Origin of the sequence: Photobacterium profundum, from assembly GCF_003026285.1 — a bacterium.
In the GTDB taxonomy this organism is placed as follows: Bacteria; Pseudomonadota; Gammaproteobacteria; order Enterobacterales; family Vibrionaceae; genus Photobacterium; species Photobacterium profundum.
In genome coordinates, this window is the sequence record NZ_PYOD01000006.1 from 33,507 (window position 1) to 54,167 (window position 20,661).

The window sequence follows — 20,661 nt, forward strand, 5'->3', positions numbered from 1 at the left end:
GACTGTATGTCATTTGATGCTTTGGTCACTGGCGCGGTAGAAACCTCGCTTAACACGCTATTGAAAGACGATGCTGAAAGCCAGCGTCGTTTAGCGCGTTTACGCGGAAAAATTATTAGCGTAACGATTAATGAATTTGGTAAACAACTGATTTTTATATTTAGTCAGCAAATTGATGTGTTGGCTGTTTATGAAGGTGATGTTGATTGTCAATTAGCGCTTAACCTAACTGTGCTCTCTGAATTGCGTCAGCAGGCGAATCTGACCCAACTGATTAAAGCCGATAAGCTTTCATTAGAAGGTGATATTCAATTAGCTCAGCAATTTTCTGCGCTGCTTAGTGGTCTAAAACCTGATGTTGAAGAAAAGCTGTCTCAATATACCGGTGATGTCGTTGCACACACTGTTGTTAGTGGATTGAAAAACAGTGCGCGTTTTATTCAGCGCGGTGTTGAACGTCGTCAGCGTGACTTAGCGGAAATCATTACCGAAGAGTGGAAGCTAGCACCACAAGCCTTGGAAATTGCCTATTTTGCTGATCAAGTGGATGATTTAAAATCAGACTCTTCACGCCTTGAAGCGCGATTTAATCAGTTATTAGAGCGCCATCAATCATGATCACGCCATCTGAATTTAAGCGTCTTTATAAAATTATTGAAGTCCAATTACGGTATGGGCTCGATGACTTTCTGCCAGAAGACCCGCGAACGAAAATGCCAAAAATGGTGCGTAAGTCATTATTTTGGATTAAAAATCAGCATCCAGAAAAATCACTAGGTGAACGTCTACGTTTAGCCTTACAAGAACTTGGACCGGTATGGATCAAGTTCGGGCAAATGATGTCGACCCGTCGTGATCTTTTCCCGCCGCATATCGCTGATCAGCTGGCTTTGCTACAAGATCAGGTTGAACCGTTTGATGGCAAGCTTGCTAAAGAACACATGGAGCTCTCTTTAGGTGGCCCTATTGAAACCTGGTTCGATGATTTTGATGAAACACCTCTTGCTTCAGCATCTATTGCTCAAGTACATACCGCGACATTGAAAGAAAATGGGCGCGAAGTGGTGTTGAAAGTTATTCGCCCCGACATTCTTCCTGTTATACAAGCTGACATCAAACTGATGTATCGTATGGCACATATCGTTGCGCGTTTATTGCCAGAAGCTCGTTTATTACGCCCTGTTGAAGTAGTGCGTGAGTATGAAAAAACGTTGCTTGATGAACTGAATATGATGCGGGAAGCGGCGAACAGCATCCAGTTGCGTCGTAATTTTGAAGACAGCGATACCTTGTATGTACCAGAGATGTTCACTGACTACAGCAGTACCAATTTATTGGTGATGGAACGTATCTATGGTATTCAAGTTTCAGATATTGATGCGTTGATTGCGAATGGCACCAACATGAAGCTGTTATCCGAAAATGCGGTTAATATCTTCTTTACTCAAGTTTTTCGTGATAGCTTCTTTCATGCAGACATGCATCCTGGGAATATTTTTGTTTCTTACGAAAACCCAGAAACACCGCAGTGGATTGCATTAGATTGCGGCATTGTGGGTACCTTAAACCGTGAAGATAAACGTTACTTAGCGGAAAACCTATTAGCGTTTTTTCATCGCGATTACCGCAAGGTCGCTGAATTACATGTGGATTCAGGTTGGGTACCGCAAGATACTAATATTGACGAATTTGAGTTTGCAATTCGTACAGTATGTGAGCCTATTTTTGAGAAGCCGTTATGTGACATCTCATTTGGTCATGTACTATTGAATCTATTTAACACCGCGCGTCGCTTTGATATGGAAGTGCAACCGCAGCTTGTGTTATTACAGAAAACGTTATTATATGTTGAAGGGCTTGGACGTCAGCTGTACCCACAATTAGATTTATGGACCACAGCAAAGCCTTTCCTTGAAGATTGGATGTCTCGCCAAGTGGGCCCGCAGGCCATTGTTGAGGCAGTGAAAAGCAAAGCGCCTTTCTGGGCTGAAAAGCTACCGGAATTGCCAGAATTACTTTACGACAGTTTGCGCCAAGGCAAGGTAATGAATCAGCGAATCGATAAACTCTATGACAACTTCATGGAGAGTCGACGCTATCAAGGGCTTGCCCGGTTCTATTTTGGTATCGGCGCGACTCTATTGGTATGTTCTGCCATACTTTTTAGTAACCATGTTGAAACGATTCCTGCAGCGTCTGCTGCAATGGGCGTCACGTTCTGGTTACTTGGTTGGCGAGCTTGCCGTAAATAGCGGTAAAGTAAGCGACAATATATACATTCACAGTTTCAACATAACATTAGTCATTAACCACAAAGAGCTGAGGTAAAACAAGCATGGGTGGTATCAGTATCTGGCAGTTGCTAATTATTGCACTGATCATTGTTCTTTTATTCGGAACAAAGAAATTACGTTCTCTTGGTGGTGATCTTGGGTCGGCCGTAAAAGGTTTCAAAAAAGCGATTGGTGATGAAGATCCAACCGTGAAAAAAGACAACACTGACGCCGACGCTGACTTCGAACAGAAAACACTGTCCAAAGAGCAGCAAAGTGAAGATCAGGTTCAAAAGAGCCAAAAAGACAAAGAGCAGGTTTAACGCGTGTTTGATATAGGGTTCTGGGAGTTAATACTGATCTCTGTGGTGGGATTGGTAGTACTGGGGCCAGAGCGTCTACCTGTCGCGATACGTAGTGTTTCGCGCTGGGTTGGCGCCGCTCGCAATATGGCGAATTCGGTGAAAGATGAACTGTCGCAAGAACTGAAAATTCAGGAACTGCAAGAAAATCTTAAAAAAGCCGAACAAATGGGAATGAAAGATTTATCGCCAGAGTTGCGTGAATCGGTTGAAGAATTGAAGCAAGCAGCTTCAGATGTTCAACGTCCCTATGCTGAAAAAAGCGAGTCAACCTCAACAACGACTTCTCAAAAGCAGGAATAAATTACATCACTATGTCGACAGTAGAAGAAACGCAGCCATTGTTTAGCCATTTAGTTGAGCTACGTAATCGCCTATTGCGTTCTATCTTGAGTGTCTTGGTGGTTTTTCTTGGTCTAGTTTGGTTTGCAAACGACATCTATGCTTTCATGGCTGCACCTTTGGTAGAGCGTTTACCTGAAGGGGCAACGATGATTGCAACGGATGTTGCTTCGCCTTTCTTTACACCAATAAAACTCACATTGGTCACTTCAGTATTTGTTGCTGTACCTATGATTTTATATCAGGTATGGGGCTTTGTTGCGCCAGGTCTGTATAAGCATGAGCGTAAGCTAATCATGCCGTTATTGTTCTCCAGCTCTTTGTTGTTTTACGGTGGCGTATCATTTGCGTATTTCGTTGTTTTCCCGTTAGTGTTCAGTTTCTTTACGGGAATTGCGCCAGAAGGGGTACAGGTTGCAACCGACATTGCCAGTTATCTTGATTTTGTCTTAGCGTTATTTATGGCGTTTGGGATTGCATTCGAGATACCTGTAGCCATCATTCTTTTATGCTGGACGGGGGCAACAGACCCAGAAAGTTTAAAGACAAAGCGACCATATATTGTTGTGGCTGCGTTTGTTGTTGGAATGATGCTGACTCCGCCAGATATTATTTCTCAGACATTACTCGCTATACCAATGTGTATATTGTTTGAAGTAGGCTTATTCTTCTCACGTTTCTATGTTCGAGACCAAGAAGAAGATGACGATATTGAGCAAAGCGAAGAACAGTAATCTGTTGTGATAATAAAAACCGGTGATGAGCCGGTTTTTTTGTTTGTATTGATTAGGATTATTGAATTTATTAGGTTTTAAAATGATAGATATTGGCGTTAACCTAACGAACAGCCGTTTTGATAAAGATCGTGACGATGTGATTATTCGTGCTAAAGAAGCGGGCGTTACCGGCTTAATCTTAACGGGCACCAGTATTGAAGAAAGCCAGCAAGCACAAAAAATGGCGCAGCGGTGGCCGCAATATTGTTACAGTACCGCGGGGGTTCACCCGCATGATGCCAAGTCTGTTGAAGATTTAACGCTTCCTCATATTCGTGCTTTAGCTGCAAAGCCTGAAGTGGTGGCTATTGGAGAGTGTGGGCTCGATTTTAATCGTGATTTTTCGCCTAGGCCGCAACAAGAAGTAGTATTTGAAGCTCAGTTAGCGTTAGCAGCAGAATTGAACCTGCCTGTTTTTATGCATTGCCGTGATGCGCATGAGCGCTTTATCGACATACTAAGACCATGGCGAGCTAAATTACCTGCGGCAGTCTTACATTGCTTTACAGGCAGTGAGCAAGAGCTAAAAGAGTGTTTGGATCTTGATTTGCATATCGGTATTACAGGCTGGGTGTGCGACGAGCGTCGTGGCACTGAATTGCGTGATATTGTGCATTTGATACCTGATAATCGTTTGATGATTGAAACGGATTGCCCATATCTGTTACCACGTGATTACCGACCAAAACCAAAATCTAGTCGTAATGAACCGCAATATTTACCCCATATTGCCAGTGTTATAGCGCAGTGTCGTCAGCAAGAAACTGCTGAAGTAGTGCGAAATTCGCGTGCGACAACGCAGGCGTTTTTTGTGATCAGACCTCCCGAAACTTTATGAGGGTGGTATTATCGAATTAAGATAATAATGCCATGGCATTCGCATTATTATAGGCTTATACCAGTCTAGACGTTTATCCAGAGTGGTATTAATAAACAGTAGTGAATCAACCATACAAGGAATATGCAGTGTCAGTATCTATTCAAGGCGCTTTCCCGGCACGCCGTATGCGTCGTATGCGTAAGCATGACTTTAGCCGTCGTTTAATGGCTGAAAACCAAATCTCTGTTAACGATCTGATTTACCCTATGTTCATTCTGATGGGTAAAGATCGCCGTGAAACGGTAGAGTCAATGCCGGGCATCGAACGACTGTCTATCGACCTTATGTTACAAGAAGCGGAATATCTGGCGAAATTAGGTGTGCCAGCAATTGCGTTATTCCCGGTTGTTTCTCAAGATTTTAAGAGTATTTGTGCCGCAGAGGCTCACAACCCTGAAGGTTTAGTACAACGTGCGGTGCGCTTGCTAAAAGAACATGTGCCTCAAATGGGCGTGATCACGGATGTTGCCCTTGACCCATTTACTACGCACGGTCAAGACGGCATCATTGATGAAGAAGGTTACGTGATTAACGACGTGACAACAGAAGTACTTATTAAGCAAGCATTGTCACACGCTGAAGCTGGCGCAGATGTAGTTGCCCCGTCTGACATGATGGATGGCCGCATTGGCGCAATCCGTGAAGCATTGGAAGAAGCGGGGTACATTCATACCCAGATAATGGCGTATTCTGCGAAATATGCGTCTAACTATTACGGCCCTTTCCGTGATGCAGTCGGCTCGTCGAGCAACCTTAAAGGTGGTGACAAGAAAACGTATCAGATGGATCCCGCTAATTCTGATGAAGCCCTACATGAAGTTGCAATGGACGTGAATGAAGGCGCTGATATGGTAATGGTGAAGCCAGGTATGCCGTATCTTGATGTTGTTCGCCGAGTGAAAACCGAGCTAAAAGTGCCGACGTTTGCTTATCAAGTATCGGGTGAATACGCGATGCACATGGCCGCGATCCAAAACGGTTGGCTGAAAGAGCGTGAAACTGTGATGGAATCACTGATGTGCTTTAAGCGCGCAGGAGCTGATGGTGTACTAACGTACTTTGCTAAATCGGTTGCTGAATGGTTAGCGGAAGATGCTGCTGCACGTAAAGCGGATGCTGATAGCTGTTCTCAGTAATAACTGATACTTCTTGCTATAGCTGAATCTTGAAAAGAGGCGAGATACTCAATGTTAACGAGTATTTCGCTTCTTTTTTTATGCGAGGTTTGGATTATTGGTTATGCGATTCTAGTTTGCTCGACTTTGCGCTTAACCCACGTTTCATTGAACCACAATGAAAATAGAATTATAACGCCACCAATAATTAAGCGAGAGTAATCGACATCTCGATTCCAGATCACTAGGTTTACGATTAATCCCGCAGGCACTAGAGCGTTGTTCATAATGGCTAACGCACCCGCATTCACCATCGTTGCCCCTTTATTCCAGATGAAATAACCCAGACCAGAAGCAATCGTACCTAAGTACACTAAAATGCCCCATTGGGTACTGGTTGTTGGTAACTTATCGATATTACCGAACAATAAAAACATCGGTAATGCGACACAAATAGCGCCTAAATAAAACAAACCAAATACCGTATGTTGTGGTAGATCCGCCTGCTCTTGCTCCATGATATGTTTATAGCCAACTTGTCCGATAGCGAAGCATAAATTAGCCCCCTGCACGATAAAGAACCCAAGAATAAAGTTCTCATTGATCCCTTCAAACTTAATTACCGCAGCCCCAACCACCGCGATAACCGCGGTCAGTAGATACCACGCTGAAAATTGTTTATGTAGCAGATCGTAAATCAAGGTGACGTAAATGGGGGTGAAAATAGTAAACAATAATACTTCAGGAACGGTTAAATATAAGAAAGATTGGTAATAGAAGCAGTACATAATGCCGAGCTGAAAAGCTCCGACAATCATCAGTTTAATGGCTAGTTTAGCGTGTAAGTTTTTCTTTCTTAAAAAGGGAAGAAAAACTAAACCGGCAAGTAAGACACGCGTGAGCACAGAGAACCATGCATCAACCTGACCGGCTAAATACACACCGATCAAGCTAAATGAAAATGCCCATAACAGGGTGATTGCTGATAAATATCCCATTTTTTATTTAATTTATTATCCATAGATGGCGACAGTCTAACCGAAATGATTCCGTTGAAATATGGATAAAAGGTAGGGGAATAGTTTAAACCACGGTTTGAGAACCAAACCATAAAGATACAACGGCGTTGATTGTATCAAGCGCCGTTGTTGATATATTCAGGAAAACCGATCAACAGGATAGATTTTATTTTAAAGGCACCATCAATAAATCGACCGGAGTCGCATTCATCAATTGTTTGGTTGAAGAAAGGATCTTACTCCAAAAATCTTGGTGGTGACCGCATACCACTAACTCGATATCGAGATTATTGATGGCTTGGCAAATTTCATCACTAAAATCACCGCTGCCCACGAGGGTATGAGAAACCGGATAATTTGCTTTTTCTGCCAGTGCTTGGAGCTGCTTTTGTGCATCATCAAACATTTTAAATTGGGTATCAGAGAGGTTGATATCAATAAGACCAGTATAAAGTTCGGCATAATTGACATCAATATGGATCAAAGACAATTTGGCCTCTAGCTCTTTGGCGAGTGTCGCTGCTTTGTTGACTAGGATGAAACTGTCATCAGAGAGGTCGATTGCAACTAGAATGTGTTTATAAGCCATAACGTGCACTCCTTTATCGTGGTTTTAATCATGCTAGCATTGAGTATGATTGAAAAATATCGGTTAGATCGCATCCTTTATAGGAAGATAGTGCGTTAATTAATTATTACAAAAGTAGTCTTTTTTTTAATCTTACCCGTATGTTATGGGATACTAATTGATAATTTCACTGCAATTGTGGGCATGAGTTGCAAACTCAATTGTGCACAGTGGCAATGTGTTGATTACACTTTAATAGATAGGAGTTGTGTAATGTTAGCTCAAGAGATGGTTGCAAAGCTGAACGAGCAAATTAATTTGGAGTTCTTTTCTTCAAATCTATACCTGCAAATGAGCGCGTGGTGTGAAGATAAGGGTTTCGAGGGGGCTGCTGAGTTCTTACGTTCACATGCAGTTGAAGAAATGGAACACATGCAGCGTTTGTTCACTTATGTGAGTGAAACGGGCTCTATGCCAATGTTGGGTGCAATTGCAGCACCAAAGCACGAGTTTGAATCTTTGGGCGCGGTATTTCGTGAAACATATGAACATGAACAATTAATTACTCAGCAAATTAATAAGTTAGCTCATGTTGCATTCACGACCCAAGACTACTCTACCTTTAATTTTTTACAGTGGTATGTCTCAGAGCAGCATGAAGAAGAAAAGTTGTTTAAAGGCATTTTGGATAAGATTGAGTTAGTTGGCGAAGATGGCAAAGCTTTATTCTTTATTGATAAAGATCTTGCAGCAATGGCTAAGGCTGGCTCGACATCTGTAATGGATACAACGGCTGGTTAAGTGTTTTAGGGGCGCAATTAAATCGCGCCCTCTCTTCCCCAGCCTATACTGATGTTGTTTGGGGGTTTTATTATGAATATTAGTGGTGATGCATTTCTACTTGCACTCTTTTTGATAATGGTTGTGAATGTGTCTCGATATGTGAGTACCTTGCGTACATTGCTTCGAGTAATGCGAGATTGTGACCCGTTACTTTATCAACAAGTTGATGGTCGCGGTTTTTTCTCTTCTCAAGGCAATGTCAGTAAGCAAGTTCGTCTTTTTCACTACATTCGTAGTCAGCAATATCAGAATCATCATGATCCGTTATTCATGACTAAATGTGTGAAAGTTCGCAAGCTATTCATCCTTGCTAGTACGTTTGTTATGGTTTTCTTTATCTCGATCTTTGCCGTCGCGTTTCTTGGTATCTAATGGCAAATTATGTCGTTATGTTTGTTCAGCGGTTTTTATTGATTGCTTATTGAAATTGAACCGCTTAGCTTTATGGCTCGTTTATTTTATCGACATATTGGCTAACGGTTTTTATGACAAGATTTATTCAATGGTGGTCATCCCTTGAGCAAGGTGTGAATCACGACTGGATGTATAACGTGGGTCTGTTACTCGCGTTAAGTGCAATTTTATGGGGTGGATGGCTACTTGTTACCCGCCGTCTTTCTGTGATTGCCGAAAATACCCGCTTAATCTGGGATGATGCACTAGTGAGTGCTGTTCGTCGTCCTGTCAGTTGGTTAATCTGGCTATGGCCTGCTTTATTATCGCTTGGCATTGTGGTTGATAACACTACAAGCTACCCCACAACCTTTCTTGCTGTTGTTCGTCACTTAATCGTAGTTTGGACCTTCGTCTGGATACTGTTACGCCTGATCAGTAATGTCGAAGCCGGTATATTACCTAAGGCGAAAGATACAACTACTATCAATGCTATTTCTAAGATACTGCGTTTGATCGTAATGGTCATTGGTGGCTTAGTGATGATGCAAAACCTCGGCTTGAGTTTGTCAGGGGTACTGACCTTCGGTGGCGTGGGTGGCTTAATTGTCGGTATGGCCGCAAAAGACATGCTGGCCAACTTCTTCGGCGCTATGATGCTGTATTTGGATCGCCCTTTTAAAGTGGGTGATTGGGTGCGCAGTCCAGATCGCCAAATTGAAGGTACGGTTGAGCGTATCGGCTTTAGAATGACGGTTATTCGCACATTTGATAAGCGACCATTATATGTGCCTAATTCTGTCTTTAGCTCTATTGTGGTTGAAAACCCTTCGCGTATGACCAATCGAAGAATTAAACAAAGTGTTGGATTACGTTATGAAGATGCGGCTGTCGTGGGCAAAGTGGCGGCTGATATAAAAGCCATGCTATTAAATCATGCCGATATTGATAGTAACCAAACCATGATCGTTTGTTTTGATACGTATGGTGCATCATCATTGAATATATTGGTGTACACCTTTACCAAAACCGTTAATTGGGTTGAATATCAAGAAGTACAGCAAGATGTAATGCTGAAAATTGTTGATATTGTGCATCGTAACGGTGCTGATTTTGCGTTTCCAACTACAACGTTACACATGCCTGATGCCGATATTACTATGAGTCGCGGCCAGCCTAATTTAGCCTAAAGTCGGATTAGGTTTGGTATTCACGCCATAGCCGCGTAAAATGCGCGCAGAACACAAAGGGATGCAAACCATTATGGTATCGCATCCCTTTTTCATTCCGTGATGATCCAACGTTTAGGTACAGAAATGGCTAACAAGTTTGATGTTGTAATTATTGGTGCAGGTGCTGCAGGGTTAATGTGTGCGGCAGAAGCAGGCAAACGAGGTCGTTCTGTGCTGGTGGTTGATCACGCAAAGAAACCAGGGCGTAAAATCCTGATCTCGGGTGGCGGTCGCTGTAATTTTACTAACTATGATGTGACCGCCAGCAATTTTGTTTGTCGTAATCCGCATTTCGCAAAATCAGCCTTATCGCAATATTCCCAGTGGGATTTTATCGCGATGATTGCGAAACATAGTATTGCTTATGAAGAGCGCTCGCATGGGCAGCTATTCTGTGAAGATTCAGCCAAAGAAATCGTACAAATGCTATTAGCTGAATGTGATTTACCGACGGTTGAACAGCGTTACCGTTGTGATGTGCATGATATTACTAAAACCGATACTGGCTTTAGTTTAAAGCTGAATACCGATACGGTTGAATGTGAGTCTTTAGTGATTGCTACGGGTGGTTTATCTATGCCTAAGCTGGGTGCAACGCCTTTTGGCTATCAGGTTGCAGAGCAATTTGGGCTAAAAGTGGTGCCTACCACGGCGGGTTTAGTGCCTTTCACCTTGCATAAAGAAGAAAAAGAAGCGTTTGCTGAATTGTCTGGTATTGCGGTTCCAGTGACGATTGAAGCGGAAGACGGTACTTATTTCAAAGAAAGTTTACTGTTTACTCACCGTGGGCTGTCTGGTCCGGTTATTCTACAGATTTCATCGTACTGGACACCGGGTCAGAAGGTGACAATCAACTTGTTGCCTGATGTGTCGTTAAGCGATACCTTGCGTGCGATGCGAGCAAGTAATCCGAACCAAAGCTTAAAAACGGCGCTGTCGCGTTTATTGCCTAAGCGCTTAATTGAAGTGCTTATTGAGCGTGGTGACATCACCGATAAGCCATTGAAGCAATATAACGAGAAAGAAGTCGCAAGCCTCGATACGTATTTCCACTCGTGGTCTATCGCTCCAAATGGCACGGAAGGCTATCGTACTGCTGAAGTTACATTAGGTGGTGTGGATACTGATGAACTGTCATCAAAAACGATGGAAGTTAAGCTGGTTCCTGGTTTGTACTTTGCTGGCGAAGTGATGGATGTGAGCGGTTGGTTGGGTGGCTACAACTTCCAATGGGCCTGGAGCTCAGGTTATGTTGCCGGTCAATACGCTTAAATGTATTAAAAGTTGCAAGTTACAACGGTAAATCTAAAAGCGGCTAATTAGCCGCTTTTTATATATTTATAATTAATTAATCAGGTGTTTAGCTTGTTATTGTTTGATGGGAAATCACCGTCTTTTTACCTTGATTTAGCTTACAGCTTACTTTGTTTTTATTTCAGAACTATTCACAAACAATTGACTCGTAATTTCCACAAAAGTGCTTATAATCCGCCGACTTTTTATCCATTTTAATTTTAACGCGGAGTAACGCACAAATGAAAAAGATCGCACTGAAAGCTGTGGCGATGGCAGTATTGGCAACCTCTCTAACGGGTTGTATTGGTCAGATGGGCACATCACAAATTGTGACCAAAGCAAACTTATCAGCTGTCGATAACCGTTATGGTCGTGCGGGTCTATTTGTACTGTTAAGCCCGGTATACGGTATTGCTGCAGCCGCTGATTTGTTTATCTTCAACTCAATTGAGTTCTGGACAGGTAAAAATCCGATTACGGGTAAATCACCGGCAGTGGCTGATATGCCTGTTGATGCTATCTTTAAGATCAACAGCAAGTTAGACAAATCAATGACGACTGTGCCGCTAGCAAGCGTGCAGAACAGCAATATTGAAGCGGCTACATTCCGTCAGCTTGACGATTCCACTCTAGAAATGAACGTGTCTTACCAAAATGGTGAAACTGCGCGACTACGTGGTGAGAAAGCTGGCGATAACGTGAACTTCTACTTAGACGGTGAGTTTATTACCACTGTAAGTATTGCAGAGTTAAACCAATACGCTGAAGTACAAGCTTAATCATTACGATGTGGTGAAAACCGTATCATGCAATGAATAAAAAAACGGGAGCTTATGCTCCCGTTTTGCTTTTGTAGTCAGCCACTTTTATATTATGGTTTGGCAACTAAACCTTGCCAAAACATCTGGAAAGCACCGTCTTGGTAGCTTGGTTGTTGGAATAGCTCTGGTTGTTCAATAAATAAGGTTGTCACGGCTAAATAGTGATAATGGCAATAATTAAGCACTAAAGGCATTGGTAAGCGTGCCAATACGCCTTGCTGTTGTCCTTGTTCAACCGCTTCAACCAAAAACGCCATTGATGACGTCATGACATCTTGTTGTTGGCTAATTTTAAATTGTGGATCGTTGGCAAATTGCTGCAGAAACTGCCATTTTAGTGGGTGACTCATTGCCCATTCAATCGCTTGGTGCCAATAGCTTTCAATGGTGGATTTTAAAGTATCCATTTGATTGTCTGATGGATGAACCTTGTCAGCAGAATTTTGGCTAATGGACTGGCTCAATTCATCTTTGATTGAACGGTATAGTGTCACCACCAATTCTTGTTTATTCGAAAAGTGGTGGAATAGCGTGCCTGTTGCCACGTTTGCTTGCTTGGCTATTTTGGCTGTTGCTGTTGCTTGAATTCCCTGTTCGACAAAGAGCAAAAGAGCAGTATCCAAAATTTGCTGTTTCTTTTCTGTAACCATAAACAGATTAAATTCCCAAATTTATCGAAGGAAGAAAGCTAACATCAGCTTTTGGATCCAGCCACCATAAGGTGGGGTCACTAATTTAGCGGTATTTATTTTACCGCGACTCAAAATTGTTTTCGCTTTCGAGAACGTTAAGAACCCTTCTTTACCGTGATAATGCCCCATACCGGAAGGGCCGATACCACCAAACGGTGCATCATCGGCAGCAACGTGGAAGACTGACTCGTTAATACACATTCCGCCTGAATGGGTGGTGGTTTTAATGCGTTGTTGTAGCTCTGCATCAAAACTCATTAGGTATAACGCCAGCGGACGAGGACGTTGCTGAATATAATCTAATGCCTGATCAATTGTCTTATAAGGCACGATTGGCAATATTGGACCAAATATTTCATCTTGCATGACGGTCATATCATCATTGGTATTCAACAAAATATGGGGAATCATACGATGTTGATCATCATCTCGACTATTTTCATGGCAAGGCATCACTGTGGCGCCTTTGCTTTTGGCATCTTCAAGCCAAGCAGTTAGGCGTTGATATTGGCGCTGATTGATCACCGACGTGAAGTCTTTATTCGCCGTCCCCTTTGGGTACATCTTATTGAATTGTTTTTTGTACTCTGTAATAAAGTCGTCCACTTTACCTTCTGGGACTAATGCGTAATCAGGGGCGACACAAATCTGGCCACCATTAAGGCTTTTGCCATAAATCATCCGCTCAACAGCGATATTCAACGGTATATCGGGGGCAATAATGGTGGGTGATTTACCACCTAGTTCGAGTGTGACTGGAGTGAGGTTATCAGCTGCTGCGCGCATAACATGGCGGCCAACGGTCGTTGACCCCGTGAAAATCAGGTGATCAAACGGTAATGCGGTAAATGCCGCGGCGATATCGGCTTCACCTTCAAAAACCGCTACGTGTTTGTTATCAAATGCCGATGCCAGCAAGTCACGCAGTACGATGTTGGTTGCAGGGGTGAATTCACTGAGCTTAATCATGGCGCGATTACCCGCGGCTAAGGCGGTGATTAATGGCCCAAGGCTGAGCATTACAGGGAAATTCCACGGTACTACAATTCCGATAACCCCAAGCGGTTGATACACCACTTCCACTTTGGCTGGCGCTAACAGTAAGCCAGCATGGCGCTTCGAGGGTTTCATCCACTTTTTTAAGTGTTTAATGGTGTAGCTAATATTCATGACGCAGGGCAGTACATCAGCCATGAGGCTGTCTTGTTCGCTACGTTGTCCGTAATCTTGATTCAGTGCCTCACACAGTGCTGTTTTGTTGGCTAGCAAGGCTTGTTTAAGCGCCTTTAGCTGGGTGATTCGTTCAGCGTAGTCTGGCATTGAGTGAGCAGAATAACTCGCACGTTGTTCGTGTAATGTATTTTGCATTGCCGCGATGTCTAATTTGGTGACGACGTTTTCTGCTACTGTCATTGATATTGCCTCATGAGTGGGTGGTCACAAAGATCCTGAACAGTTCGATGGCGTGTCTAAATAACACCACTACCGACTGATTAGTCGGTTTTAGTATAGTTCATTTAAATTTTGATGCAAATTTGTACAATGATAGCCGTGCTTATTGTGGTTCAGTTTTTAGTGTGACCGCTTTTATCTGCATGAAATACATCAATAAATGTACTGAAATACTGTTCCAGTTTGGCTGCTTGTTGTGGTTGATTCATCAGTGATAGTAATGCGATGCCTGCTTCACAAGTACATAAATTGCCAGTCTGTTGATTACGACGTAGCTGATATCCAGAGGTGGAACTTGGCGTTAGGCTTAACCGTGGCAGTGCAGCCAACCATGGGCTTTTTCGAACCATTTTTCGTGCTTCTTGCCAGGTCGCATCAAGAATGACAAACAAGGGTATTCTCTTATTCGTTAACTGAAAATCATTGGCTGGGTGCGTTTCATCACTAGGAAATAATAACCAAGGGTCAAATTGAGGGTCGATTAATTGTTGGATGAGCTCACTCGGAGGTGTTACTCGATCCCAGGTGATACGGCGACAATGAGGTAGGGTACGTTCCATTAAAACACCGGTATTGGTGTCTTTGTTCAGTTCTTTGGGGTGAGTCAGTAATACAAAATGCGCAGCACTCGTGAGAGATTGGGGTTCAGCATGACAAATACAGTTGTGTTGGAAACCACAGCGCGGGCAGGGCATAAACGTTCTCTTTAAATAAAAATGACATAACGTAAACGGGAAGCGGCTCCACTTCCCGCAGGTAACCGCAATATTATATCAAGCCACACATGTATTGCTTGAATCCAGCTTTATTGTTTTTCGAGCCGTAAACCATTACTTCCAAGGCTATAAGCATGACCGTTAACCACTTCTTCTGTTGTGATTAGCGTATTGCCGTTTAATGTAAATAGACGTTCGCCATTTAAACGACGTCCCTGATGGCGTGTCATCATAACTTGCACAGTGTTTTGATTGGCTTGTTGCCAAAATCCTGTTTCAACAAGGCTGTTGTCACCATTTGTATAGGCGTACGTTGTGGTTGCTGAGTGGTCCGGGTTAAGTACTAACGTGGTGGTTAATCCCGTGTTTTGAGCAGCTTGAGCGCTACTCTGATACTCGCCAATCCAGTTTAAGGTGACATCGGTAGCGCCAATGGTCGCGCAGCCTTTGAATTGCTTACCTTGCCATTCTAAGGTGGATTGCCAACCAAATAACGCATCACTCATGGTGTCGTTACATTGTGCTTTGGTTAAGGTTAGGCTGAAATCTTTACCCGTATATTGCTGTTTACCCGAGATGGATGATGTTGAGGTAATTGCTTGGCTTTGGCGCTCTTTACCCATTTGAATTAAGGTAACTTGTTTGTCTTTGATTTCAGCAGCCCAACCGGGCTCGTTACCAAAAGCACGTGTTGTGTGCGGTTGTTGTTTACAGCCACCACTCATTTCAGCAGAAATCATGTTGATTTGTTTTACCGTAAAGCGACCATCGTAGTTAGCGGCAAAGCCTTCCTCGGGAGCGGGGTCTAAGAAACCAATCATTTCCGCATACATAGCTTGGTAGCCGTCTGGGGTGATTTCTTCAAGCGCAGAACGATCAGATATTGCTGTTGTTAGCCAATATTGTTGCGTGCTGCCACAAGGTTGAATGCTATTACTTTCATGACCGAGCGTCACCATGCCTCGCATCATAAAGGCCTGTACTTTTCCGCTATCACTTGCCTGTGCAGTGACATCTGTTGTCTTGGCTGCCGTTGTTGAACTACTACCGAGTTGCGTTGGCTCTTTAGGGGGCGTGAGATCGATTATGCCCGATGTGGATGACGAAGGGGTAGATGTCGAGCAACCCGCTAAGGCGATAAGAATGGCAATAGGTAACGTTGTTCGCATCCATGGATGTGTCATGCAAATCCCTCTTCATGTTAGGCTTAAGTGAAAGTACTTTTATATTATAACGAGAATGATTGTGGGCTATTGGTTATTTAAAACAGAACCAGATACCTTTTCCATAGACACTTTAAAGCAGCAAAAAGTTTCCTGTTGGGAAGGGGTTCGTAACTATCAGGCACGAAATATGATGCGTGATCAGGTTAAATTAGGCGATCAGATCTTTATTTATCATTCATCGTGTAAAGAGGTGGGGGTGGCTGGTATTGCGACCGTCGTGAAAGAAGCCTATCCCGATCATTTTCAATTCGATCCGACTTGCCCGTATTTTGACCCTAAATCCGATCCTGAAAACCCTCTTTGGATCATGGTCGATGTGGAATATAAGCGCCATTTACGGCTGGTTTCACTAAAACGAATGAAAGCCAATCCGTTGTTAGAAGAGATGCCTTTAGTGAAACGAGGTAATCGATTGAGCATTATGCCAGTGACTGAAGCGCAGTGGCTGGCAATATTACAAATGACAGGGCAATTCTAACCATTAAACGTATCTGAAAAAAATGCTCAAAAAAGGCTGCGTTGGCAGCCTTTTTATATGATGTGATTCACAGTAAAAAGATGCTTATAACAGGTTGTCTGCTAAGTAATGCGCTACGGCTTCATCAGCACAAGAGCCGATAACTTCATTGTTGGGTAAGGCTTTTTTCACTTTATCGTGAGAGGTTTCCATCACTAATCCTTTACCTGCCATTGCAAGCATTTCTGCATCATTCATGCCATCGCCAAATGCGAGGCAGTCTTGCAATGCATAGCCTTTTTCTTTCGCAACCGCTTCTAGTGCATGACCTTTTGATACGCCAGCATCCATCACTTCTAAACACCAAGGGGTCGAGAATGCAATGTTGGCACGACTGCCAAAATGTTCATTAAGGCGATCTTCCCATTCAACTAGGTTGTCATGCTCGCGGTCATCACGGGTTAAGAATATTTTTGCAACCCCGTCTAATGGTGGATTTTCAACATCAAAAAGCTGATAACTAAACGTATCATGAAATTCGCTTAGTGATTTATCTTCCACATTTAATAGCCAATCGTCATTGCGGTAGATATGGATTTTGAGGGCTGGATCTGTTTTGGTTAAGGCAATTACACCTGCAATCACGTCGGCTTGAACATTCTGTTGGAAGATTAATTCGCCTTTACAATTATGCACGCGTGCACCATTAGAGGTGATCATGTACGCAGGAATACCAATATGTTCACGCATACCAGCAACATCAATATGGTGACGACCTGTGGCGAATACAAAATCTTTACCTTGCTGGTGTAAGCGGTTTAAGACGTCTTTGGTGAATGGTGCAATTTTGTGGTCAGGAGTGAGTAGCGTACCGTCTAGATCTGAAGCAACAATCTTGTACATGAATATTCTCGCAATGAAAGCAGGGGTCAGATACACATAATAACCTCTGTACCTGATTGGTATGATGAATTCTAAACCAGTTTACGTCAGAAAAAAGAGGCTAATGTGTGATTTCATAATTTCCGCTTTTACTCGATCATGTTGATGATGTGCTGTTGTCTTGGCTTAAATGAGAAAAAGTCGCTGCCAATACAGTATTACGATAAGCATCTTTTTCGAATAATAGTTCGTGACGCGCCCCATCAATGACCTTTAATTCACATGAACGATTAGCTTGGTTCATGGCTTGGCAAAAACGATGGTGTGCTTGGTTATCAACAATATTATCATCGCCACCTTGAATAAGCAGTATAGGGGTAGTGATATTCGCCGCTTGTTTAATGCAGCGATTCGCGGCCGCCATGCCTTGCCATACCCAGCGAGTACTGGGTCCGCCAATCTTTAGTGCAGGTTTGTTTTCATATAAGTCGCGGAACCATTGATAACGTATCTGGCTTTGGCATAATTTATTATTCAAAAAAGGCTTGGGATAATAAGGTACTTGTCCTGGTGCATAATCAGGTTGGCGTTGTAATTGTTCGATGACGCGCGCAAAAGGGGAAGCAATAGGCTTCATCCAATTAGACAGTTGAATACCATGCATTGGTGCACTCAGTACTGCACGTTTAATCAGTGATGGGTATTTTGCCAAGAATAGGGTTGAGATGGTTCCCCCCATTGAGTGACCAAGCAGAAAGTGTTGTTTATACTTTTTAGGGGTTACTACGGTATCAAAGAAGGTTTTTAGATCGGTAACATAATCATCAAACTCTTCAACGTGTCCTAATTCGTTATCTTGAGCTAAACGATCGGAAATACCCTGACCGCGATGGTCAATGGCATATACATCGTATCCTTTTTTTACTAAATCGTAGAAAAGCTCTTGGTATTTCCAATAGCTTTCGATACGACCATTCACCACAATAATCGCTTTATCATGGTTGTAACCCGTCAGGCTTACCCAACCAATATTGAGATTATCGACACCTTTGAATGTGCCTTCCTGGCGTTGCTCCCACATTTCAGCTACTGGCCCAGACATTGTCTCGGTGTATCTGTCTTCTTGCGAAAAATCAAAATAATGCAGAGGTTGAGCGGTCATGTTTTCTCTCGGTCTGACGAAATAGGAAATGAATAATAAAAAGTAATCAATCTGATTATGAATTTATATTCCTGATCTAATGAGTACAGTTAAATCATAGATAAGTCGGCTATTTATTACTAATCTCTTTGATAATAGAGTATATCGCAAAGTGATACGGCAGAATAATGATCCGCAGGTTGCTTTCATTGAGATTCTACGGTTAACTTGCGTGGATCATGGGCAGTATTGATAGTTTTAACTTAAACGAATTCACTATGAGGTGTAGTTGTGAACATTGAAGTTTGGTTGGCATATTTAGCGACAGCGGTGGTATTTAGCGTTGCACCAGGCTCAGGCACAGTGAACTCGATCAGTAACGGTATGGTTTATGGTTTTCGTAAGTCATTAGCGTCGATCGTCGGTCTGCAGGCGGGATTGGCATTTCATATTGTATTAGTTGGGGTTGGCCTTGGGACTATTGTGGCACAATCTGCGCTGGCATTTTCTATTATCAAATGGGTGGGGGTGATTTACCTTATTTGGTTAGGTGTGCAAAAATGGCGAGAAAAATCGGTTATTAGCCTCGATACACCTACTGATAATGTTTCAGCTCAATCATTATTTCGTCAAGCCGTATTGGTGAATATGACCAACCCAAAAACAATAGTCTTCCTGGTGGCCTTATTTCCACAGTTTATTAATCCGAATGAACCGCAAATGATGCAGCTTATTATTTTGGGGGCGACAACAGTCTTGGTCGATACCTGCGTAATGCTGTGTTATGTATCGTTAGCTTCTAAACTTACTGGGTATATACGATCTTCTCGTGTGATGAACACGTTAAACCGTGTGTTTGGCTCGATGTTTATTGGTTGTGGTGCATTACTCGCATCAGCACGTGCTTAATGCTGATTTTCATTTACGGATAATAGGATACTTTAGTCGTCATGTATTCATACGTTGCACGCCAGCCCATCTTAAATCGTCAGCAACGTACCGTCGGCTACGAGTTATTATTCCGTGATGGTGAAAGTAATGCCTTTCCATTAATTGAAGCCAATAAAGCGACCTGTCGTTTGTTGGTTGAAAACTATATGGCTGTGGGGGATAACTTAGCAACGACTGGTCAACGTACCTTTATTAACTTTCCTCATGAAAGCCTAATTCGTTTATTACCACTGCTGCTGCCTAAAAAGCGGGTGGTGATTGAAGTGCTTGAAAGTTGCATTCCGAATGATGAGTTATTCATTGCGATTAAACACTTACACCGTAATGGTTACGTGATTGCATTAGATGACTTTGAAGCTTCGGCTGAATGGCTGCGTTTTCTACCTTATGTTCATATTATTAAACTTGATTTGATTAAGTTAGGTCTCGACAATTCGTGTGCATTTGTGGCTGAAAATAAGCACCGGAAACTAAAGTTTTTAGCTGAAAAAGTGGAAACACATCAAGATTTTCAAATATCACTGGATGCGGGCTTTCACTTTTTTCAGGGGTATTTTTTCAGTAAGCCAGAGTTGCTGAAAAATCGTCAAATTGAACCGCAAAAACTTACAACGGTTCGCTTACTGCAAGAAATTTGCCGTGAGCCAGTTAATTTTAAAATGGTTGAGCAGATTATTGCCAGCGATGTTTCGTTGTCATACTTATTGCTGCGTTATGTAAATACCGCAACGACGCGCACTGTTGAGCCCATCAGTTCATTTAAACAAGCATTGGTGTATTTGGGTGAAGACAAAGTACGGATGTTTGTCGGGGTGGTTGCAACGGCACATGCCGCATTAAATAAACCGAAAGAGTTGTACTCAATGTCGCTGCAGCGGGCACGGATGTGCGAAGTTTTGGTGGCGAACAGTACTTTAAAGGCAAAATCTGAACAGGCATTTCTGACTGGAATGTTTTCATTATTGGACGCATTATTAGACAGCTCACTCGATCAGCTGCTGGCACTGTTACCCCTGCAAGATGAAGTACAAACCGCCCTATTGCATCATCAAGGTCAGCTCGGGCAAGTCTTGGCACTGTTAGATGCTTACGAGCAAGCTGATTGGAGCAAGGTCAGTGTATATTGTACTGAATTAGGTATCCCAGAAGCATTGGTGGCCAGTAGCCATCAGCAGGCGCTTGATTGGACCAATAACTACGAAAAGCTGTCGTAGTGTTTTCCTC

The 20,661-nt window shown here is 42.7% G+C and carries 23 protein-coding genes; 15 read left to right on the forward strand and 8 right to left on the reverse strand.

The window, feature by feature from the left end; genetic code table 11:
* Positions 1–6 precede the first annotated feature (6 nt).
* The 7 genes from C9J48_RS15660 to hemB all read left to right on the forward strand — a co-directional run bounded on the left by C9J48_RS15660 (position 7) and on the right by hemB (position 5,769).
* A complete protein-coding gene (locus tag C9J48_RS15660) occupies positions 7–618 on the forward strand; it encodes a ubiquinone biosynthesis accessory factor UbiJ (protein ID WP_006233227.1) in 612 nt (203 codons plus the stop codon).
* A complete protein-coding gene (gene ubiB, locus C9J48_RS15665; RefSeq protein WP_006233228.1) occupies positions 615–2,252 on the forward strand; it encodes a ubiquinone biosynthesis regulatory protein kinase UbiB in 1,638 nt (545 codons plus the stop codon). Before C9J48_RS15660 ends, ubiB begins: the two co-directional genes overlap by 4 nt.
* A gap of 83 nt (positions 2,253–2,335) precedes the next feature.
* Entirely contained in the window at positions 2,336–2,596 is a 261-nt protein-coding gene (tatA, locus tag C9J48_RS15670; RefSeq protein ID WP_006233229.1) for a Sec-independent protein translocase subunit TatA, read from the forward strand.
* A 3-nt stretch (positions 2,597–2,599) separates the two neighbouring features.
* Positions 2,600–2,938 carry a Sec-independent protein translocase protein TatB gene (gene tatB, locus C9J48_RS15675; protein WP_006233230.1) on the forward strand — a complete coding sequence of 113 codons (339 nt, stop codon included), beginning with the start codon at positions 2,600–2,602 and terminating at the stop codon, positions 2,936–2,938.
* Positions 2,939–2,949: 11 nt separating this feature from the next.
* The gene (gene tatC, locus C9J48_RS15680) at positions 2,950–3,711 is read left to right on the forward strand and encodes a Sec-independent protein translocase subunit TatC (RefSeq protein WP_006233231.1); all 762 of its coding nucleotides are present in this window, start codon (positions 2,950–2,952) and stop codon (positions 3,709–3,711) included.
* 82 nt (positions 3,712–3,793) lie between these two features.
* On the forward strand, positions 3,794–4,591 hold the full coding sequence (gene tatD, locus C9J48_RS15685; protein WP_006233232.1) for a 3'-5' ssDNA/RNA exonuclease TatD: 798 nt from the start codon (positions 3,794–3,796) through the stop codon (positions 4,589–4,591).
* A 128-nt stretch (positions 4,592–4,719) separates the two neighbouring features.
* Positions 4,720–5,769, forward strand: coding sequence for a porphobilinogen synthase (gene hemB / locus C9J48_RS15690; protein ID WP_006233233.1), 1,050 nt, complete (start codon positions 4,720–4,722; stop codon positions 5,767–5,769).
* A gap of 101 nt (positions 5,770–5,870) precedes the next feature.
* Here the strand turns inward: hemB and C9J48_RS15695 are convergent, their stop codons facing one another.
* Both C9J48_RS15695 and C9J48_RS15700 read right to left on the reverse strand, forming a co-directional pair.
* Positions 5,871–6,746 (reverse strand): carboxylate/amino acid/amine transporter, encoded by an 876-nt coding sequence (locus C9J48_RS15695; RefSeq protein ID WP_006233234.1) that lies wholly within the window; start codon positions 6,744–6,746, stop codon positions 5,871–5,873.
* 187 nt (positions 6,747–6,933) lie between these two features.
* Positions 6,934–7,356 (reverse strand): universal stress protein, encoded by a 423-nt coding sequence (locus tag C9J48_RS15700; protein WP_006233235.1) that lies wholly within the window; start codon positions 7,354–7,356, stop codon positions 6,934–6,936.
* A gap of 252 nt (positions 7,357–7,608) precedes the next feature.
* Here C9J48_RS15700 and ftnA point away from each other — a divergent pair, with 252 nt between their 5' ends.
* The 5 genes from ftnA to C9J48_RS15725 all read left to right on the forward strand — a co-directional run bounded on the left by ftnA (position 7,609) and on the right by C9J48_RS15725 (position 11,878).
* Positions 7,609–8,136, forward strand: coding sequence for a non-heme ferritin (gene ftnA, locus C9J48_RS15705; protein WP_006233236.1), 528 nt, complete (start codon positions 7,609–7,611; stop codon positions 8,134–8,136).
* Positions 8,137–8,208: 72 nt separating this feature from the next.
* Entirely contained in the window at positions 8,209–8,550 is a 342-nt protein-coding gene (gene uspB, locus C9J48_RS15710; protein WP_172635962.1) for a universal stress protein UspB, read from the forward strand.
* Between the two features lie 113 nt (positions 8,551–8,663).
* Positions 8,664–9,761, forward strand: a complete 1,098-nt coding sequence (locus C9J48_RS15715; protein ID WP_036804248.1) for a mechanosensitive ion channel family protein — start codon at positions 8,664–8,666, stop codon at positions 9,759–9,761.
* Positions 9,762–9,887: 126 nt separating this feature from the next.
* Positions 9,888–11,075, forward strand: a complete 1,188-nt coding sequence (locus C9J48_RS15720; protein ID WP_036804317.1) for a BaiN/RdsA family NAD(P)/FAD-dependent oxidoreductase — start codon at positions 9,888–9,890, stop codon at positions 11,073–11,075.
* Positions 11,076–11,338: 263 nt separating this feature from the next.
* On the forward strand, positions 11,339–11,878 hold the full coding sequence (locus tag C9J48_RS15725; protein ID WP_006233240.1) for a DUF3332 domain-containing protein: 540 nt from the start codon (positions 11,339–11,341) through the stop codon (positions 11,876–11,878).
* Positions 11,879–11,970: 92 nt separating this feature from the next.
* On the opposite strand, the gene C9J48_RS15730 is transcribed toward C9J48_RS15725, so the two are convergent.
* From C9J48_RS15730 to C9J48_RS15745, 4 genes are all read right to left on the reverse strand, one after another.
* Positions 11,971–12,570 carry a TetR/AcrR family transcriptional regulator gene (locus C9J48_RS15730; protein WP_006233241.1) on the reverse strand — a complete coding sequence of 200 codons (600 nt, stop codon included), beginning with the start codon at positions 12,568–12,570 and terminating at the stop codon, positions 11,971–11,973.
* A gap of 21 nt (positions 12,571–12,591) precedes the next feature.
* Entirely contained in the window at positions 12,592–14,025 is a 1,434-nt protein-coding gene (locus tag C9J48_RS15735) for a coniferyl aldehyde dehydrogenase (RefSeq protein ID WP_006233242.1), read from the reverse strand.
* A 152-nt stretch (positions 14,026–14,177) separates the two neighbouring features.
* Positions 14,178–14,759 (reverse strand): tRNA-uridine aminocarboxypropyltransferase, encoded by a 582-nt coding sequence (locus C9J48_RS15740; RefSeq protein WP_006233243.1) that lies wholly within the window; start codon positions 14,757–14,759, stop codon positions 14,178–14,180.
* A 110-nt stretch (positions 14,760–14,869) separates the two neighbouring features.
* Complete coding sequence (locus tag C9J48_RS15745; RefSeq protein ID WP_006233244.1) at positions 14,870–15,964, reverse strand: COG3650 family protein; 1,095 nt, start codon at positions 15,962–15,964, stop codon at positions 14,870–14,872.
* A 61-nt stretch (positions 15,965–16,025) separates the two neighbouring features.
* On the opposite strand from C9J48_RS15745, the gene C9J48_RS15750 reads away from it, so the two are divergent.
* Complete coding sequence (locus tag C9J48_RS15750) at positions 16,026–16,484, forward strand: EVE domain-containing protein (RefSeq protein WP_036804320.1); 459 nt, start codon at positions 16,026–16,028, stop codon at positions 16,482–16,484.
* 84 nt (positions 16,485–16,568) lie between these two features.
* Here the strand turns inward: C9J48_RS15750 and C9J48_RS15755 are convergent, their stop codons facing one another.
* A complete protein-coding gene (locus tag C9J48_RS15755) occupies positions 16,569–17,366 on the reverse strand; it encodes a Cof-type HAD-IIB family hydrolase (RefSeq protein WP_006233247.1) in 798 nt (265 codons plus the stop codon).
* A 136-nt stretch (positions 17,367–17,502) separates the two neighbouring features.
* Positions 17,503–18,507 carry an alpha/beta fold hydrolase gene (locus tag C9J48_RS15760; RefSeq protein ID WP_006233248.1) on the reverse strand — a complete coding sequence of 335 codons (1,005 nt, stop codon included), beginning with the start codon at positions 18,505–18,507 and terminating at the stop codon, positions 17,503–17,505.
* A 270-nt stretch (positions 18,508–18,777) separates the two neighbouring features.
* Between C9J48_RS15760 and rhtB the strand changes: the two genes are divergently transcribed.
* On the forward strand, positions 18,778–19,395 hold the full coding sequence (gene rhtB, locus C9J48_RS15765; protein WP_006233249.1) for a homoserine/homoserine lactone efflux protein: 618 nt from the start codon (positions 18,778–18,780) through the stop codon (positions 19,393–19,395).
* Positions 19,396–19,436: 41 nt separating this feature from the next.
* The gene (locus tag C9J48_RS15770; protein ID WP_006233250.1) at positions 19,437–20,651 is read left to right on the forward strand and encodes an EAL and HDOD domain-containing protein; all 1,215 of its coding nucleotides are present in this window, start codon (positions 19,437–19,439) and stop codon (positions 20,649–20,651) included.
* Positions 20,652–20,661: the final 10 nt, after the last annotated feature.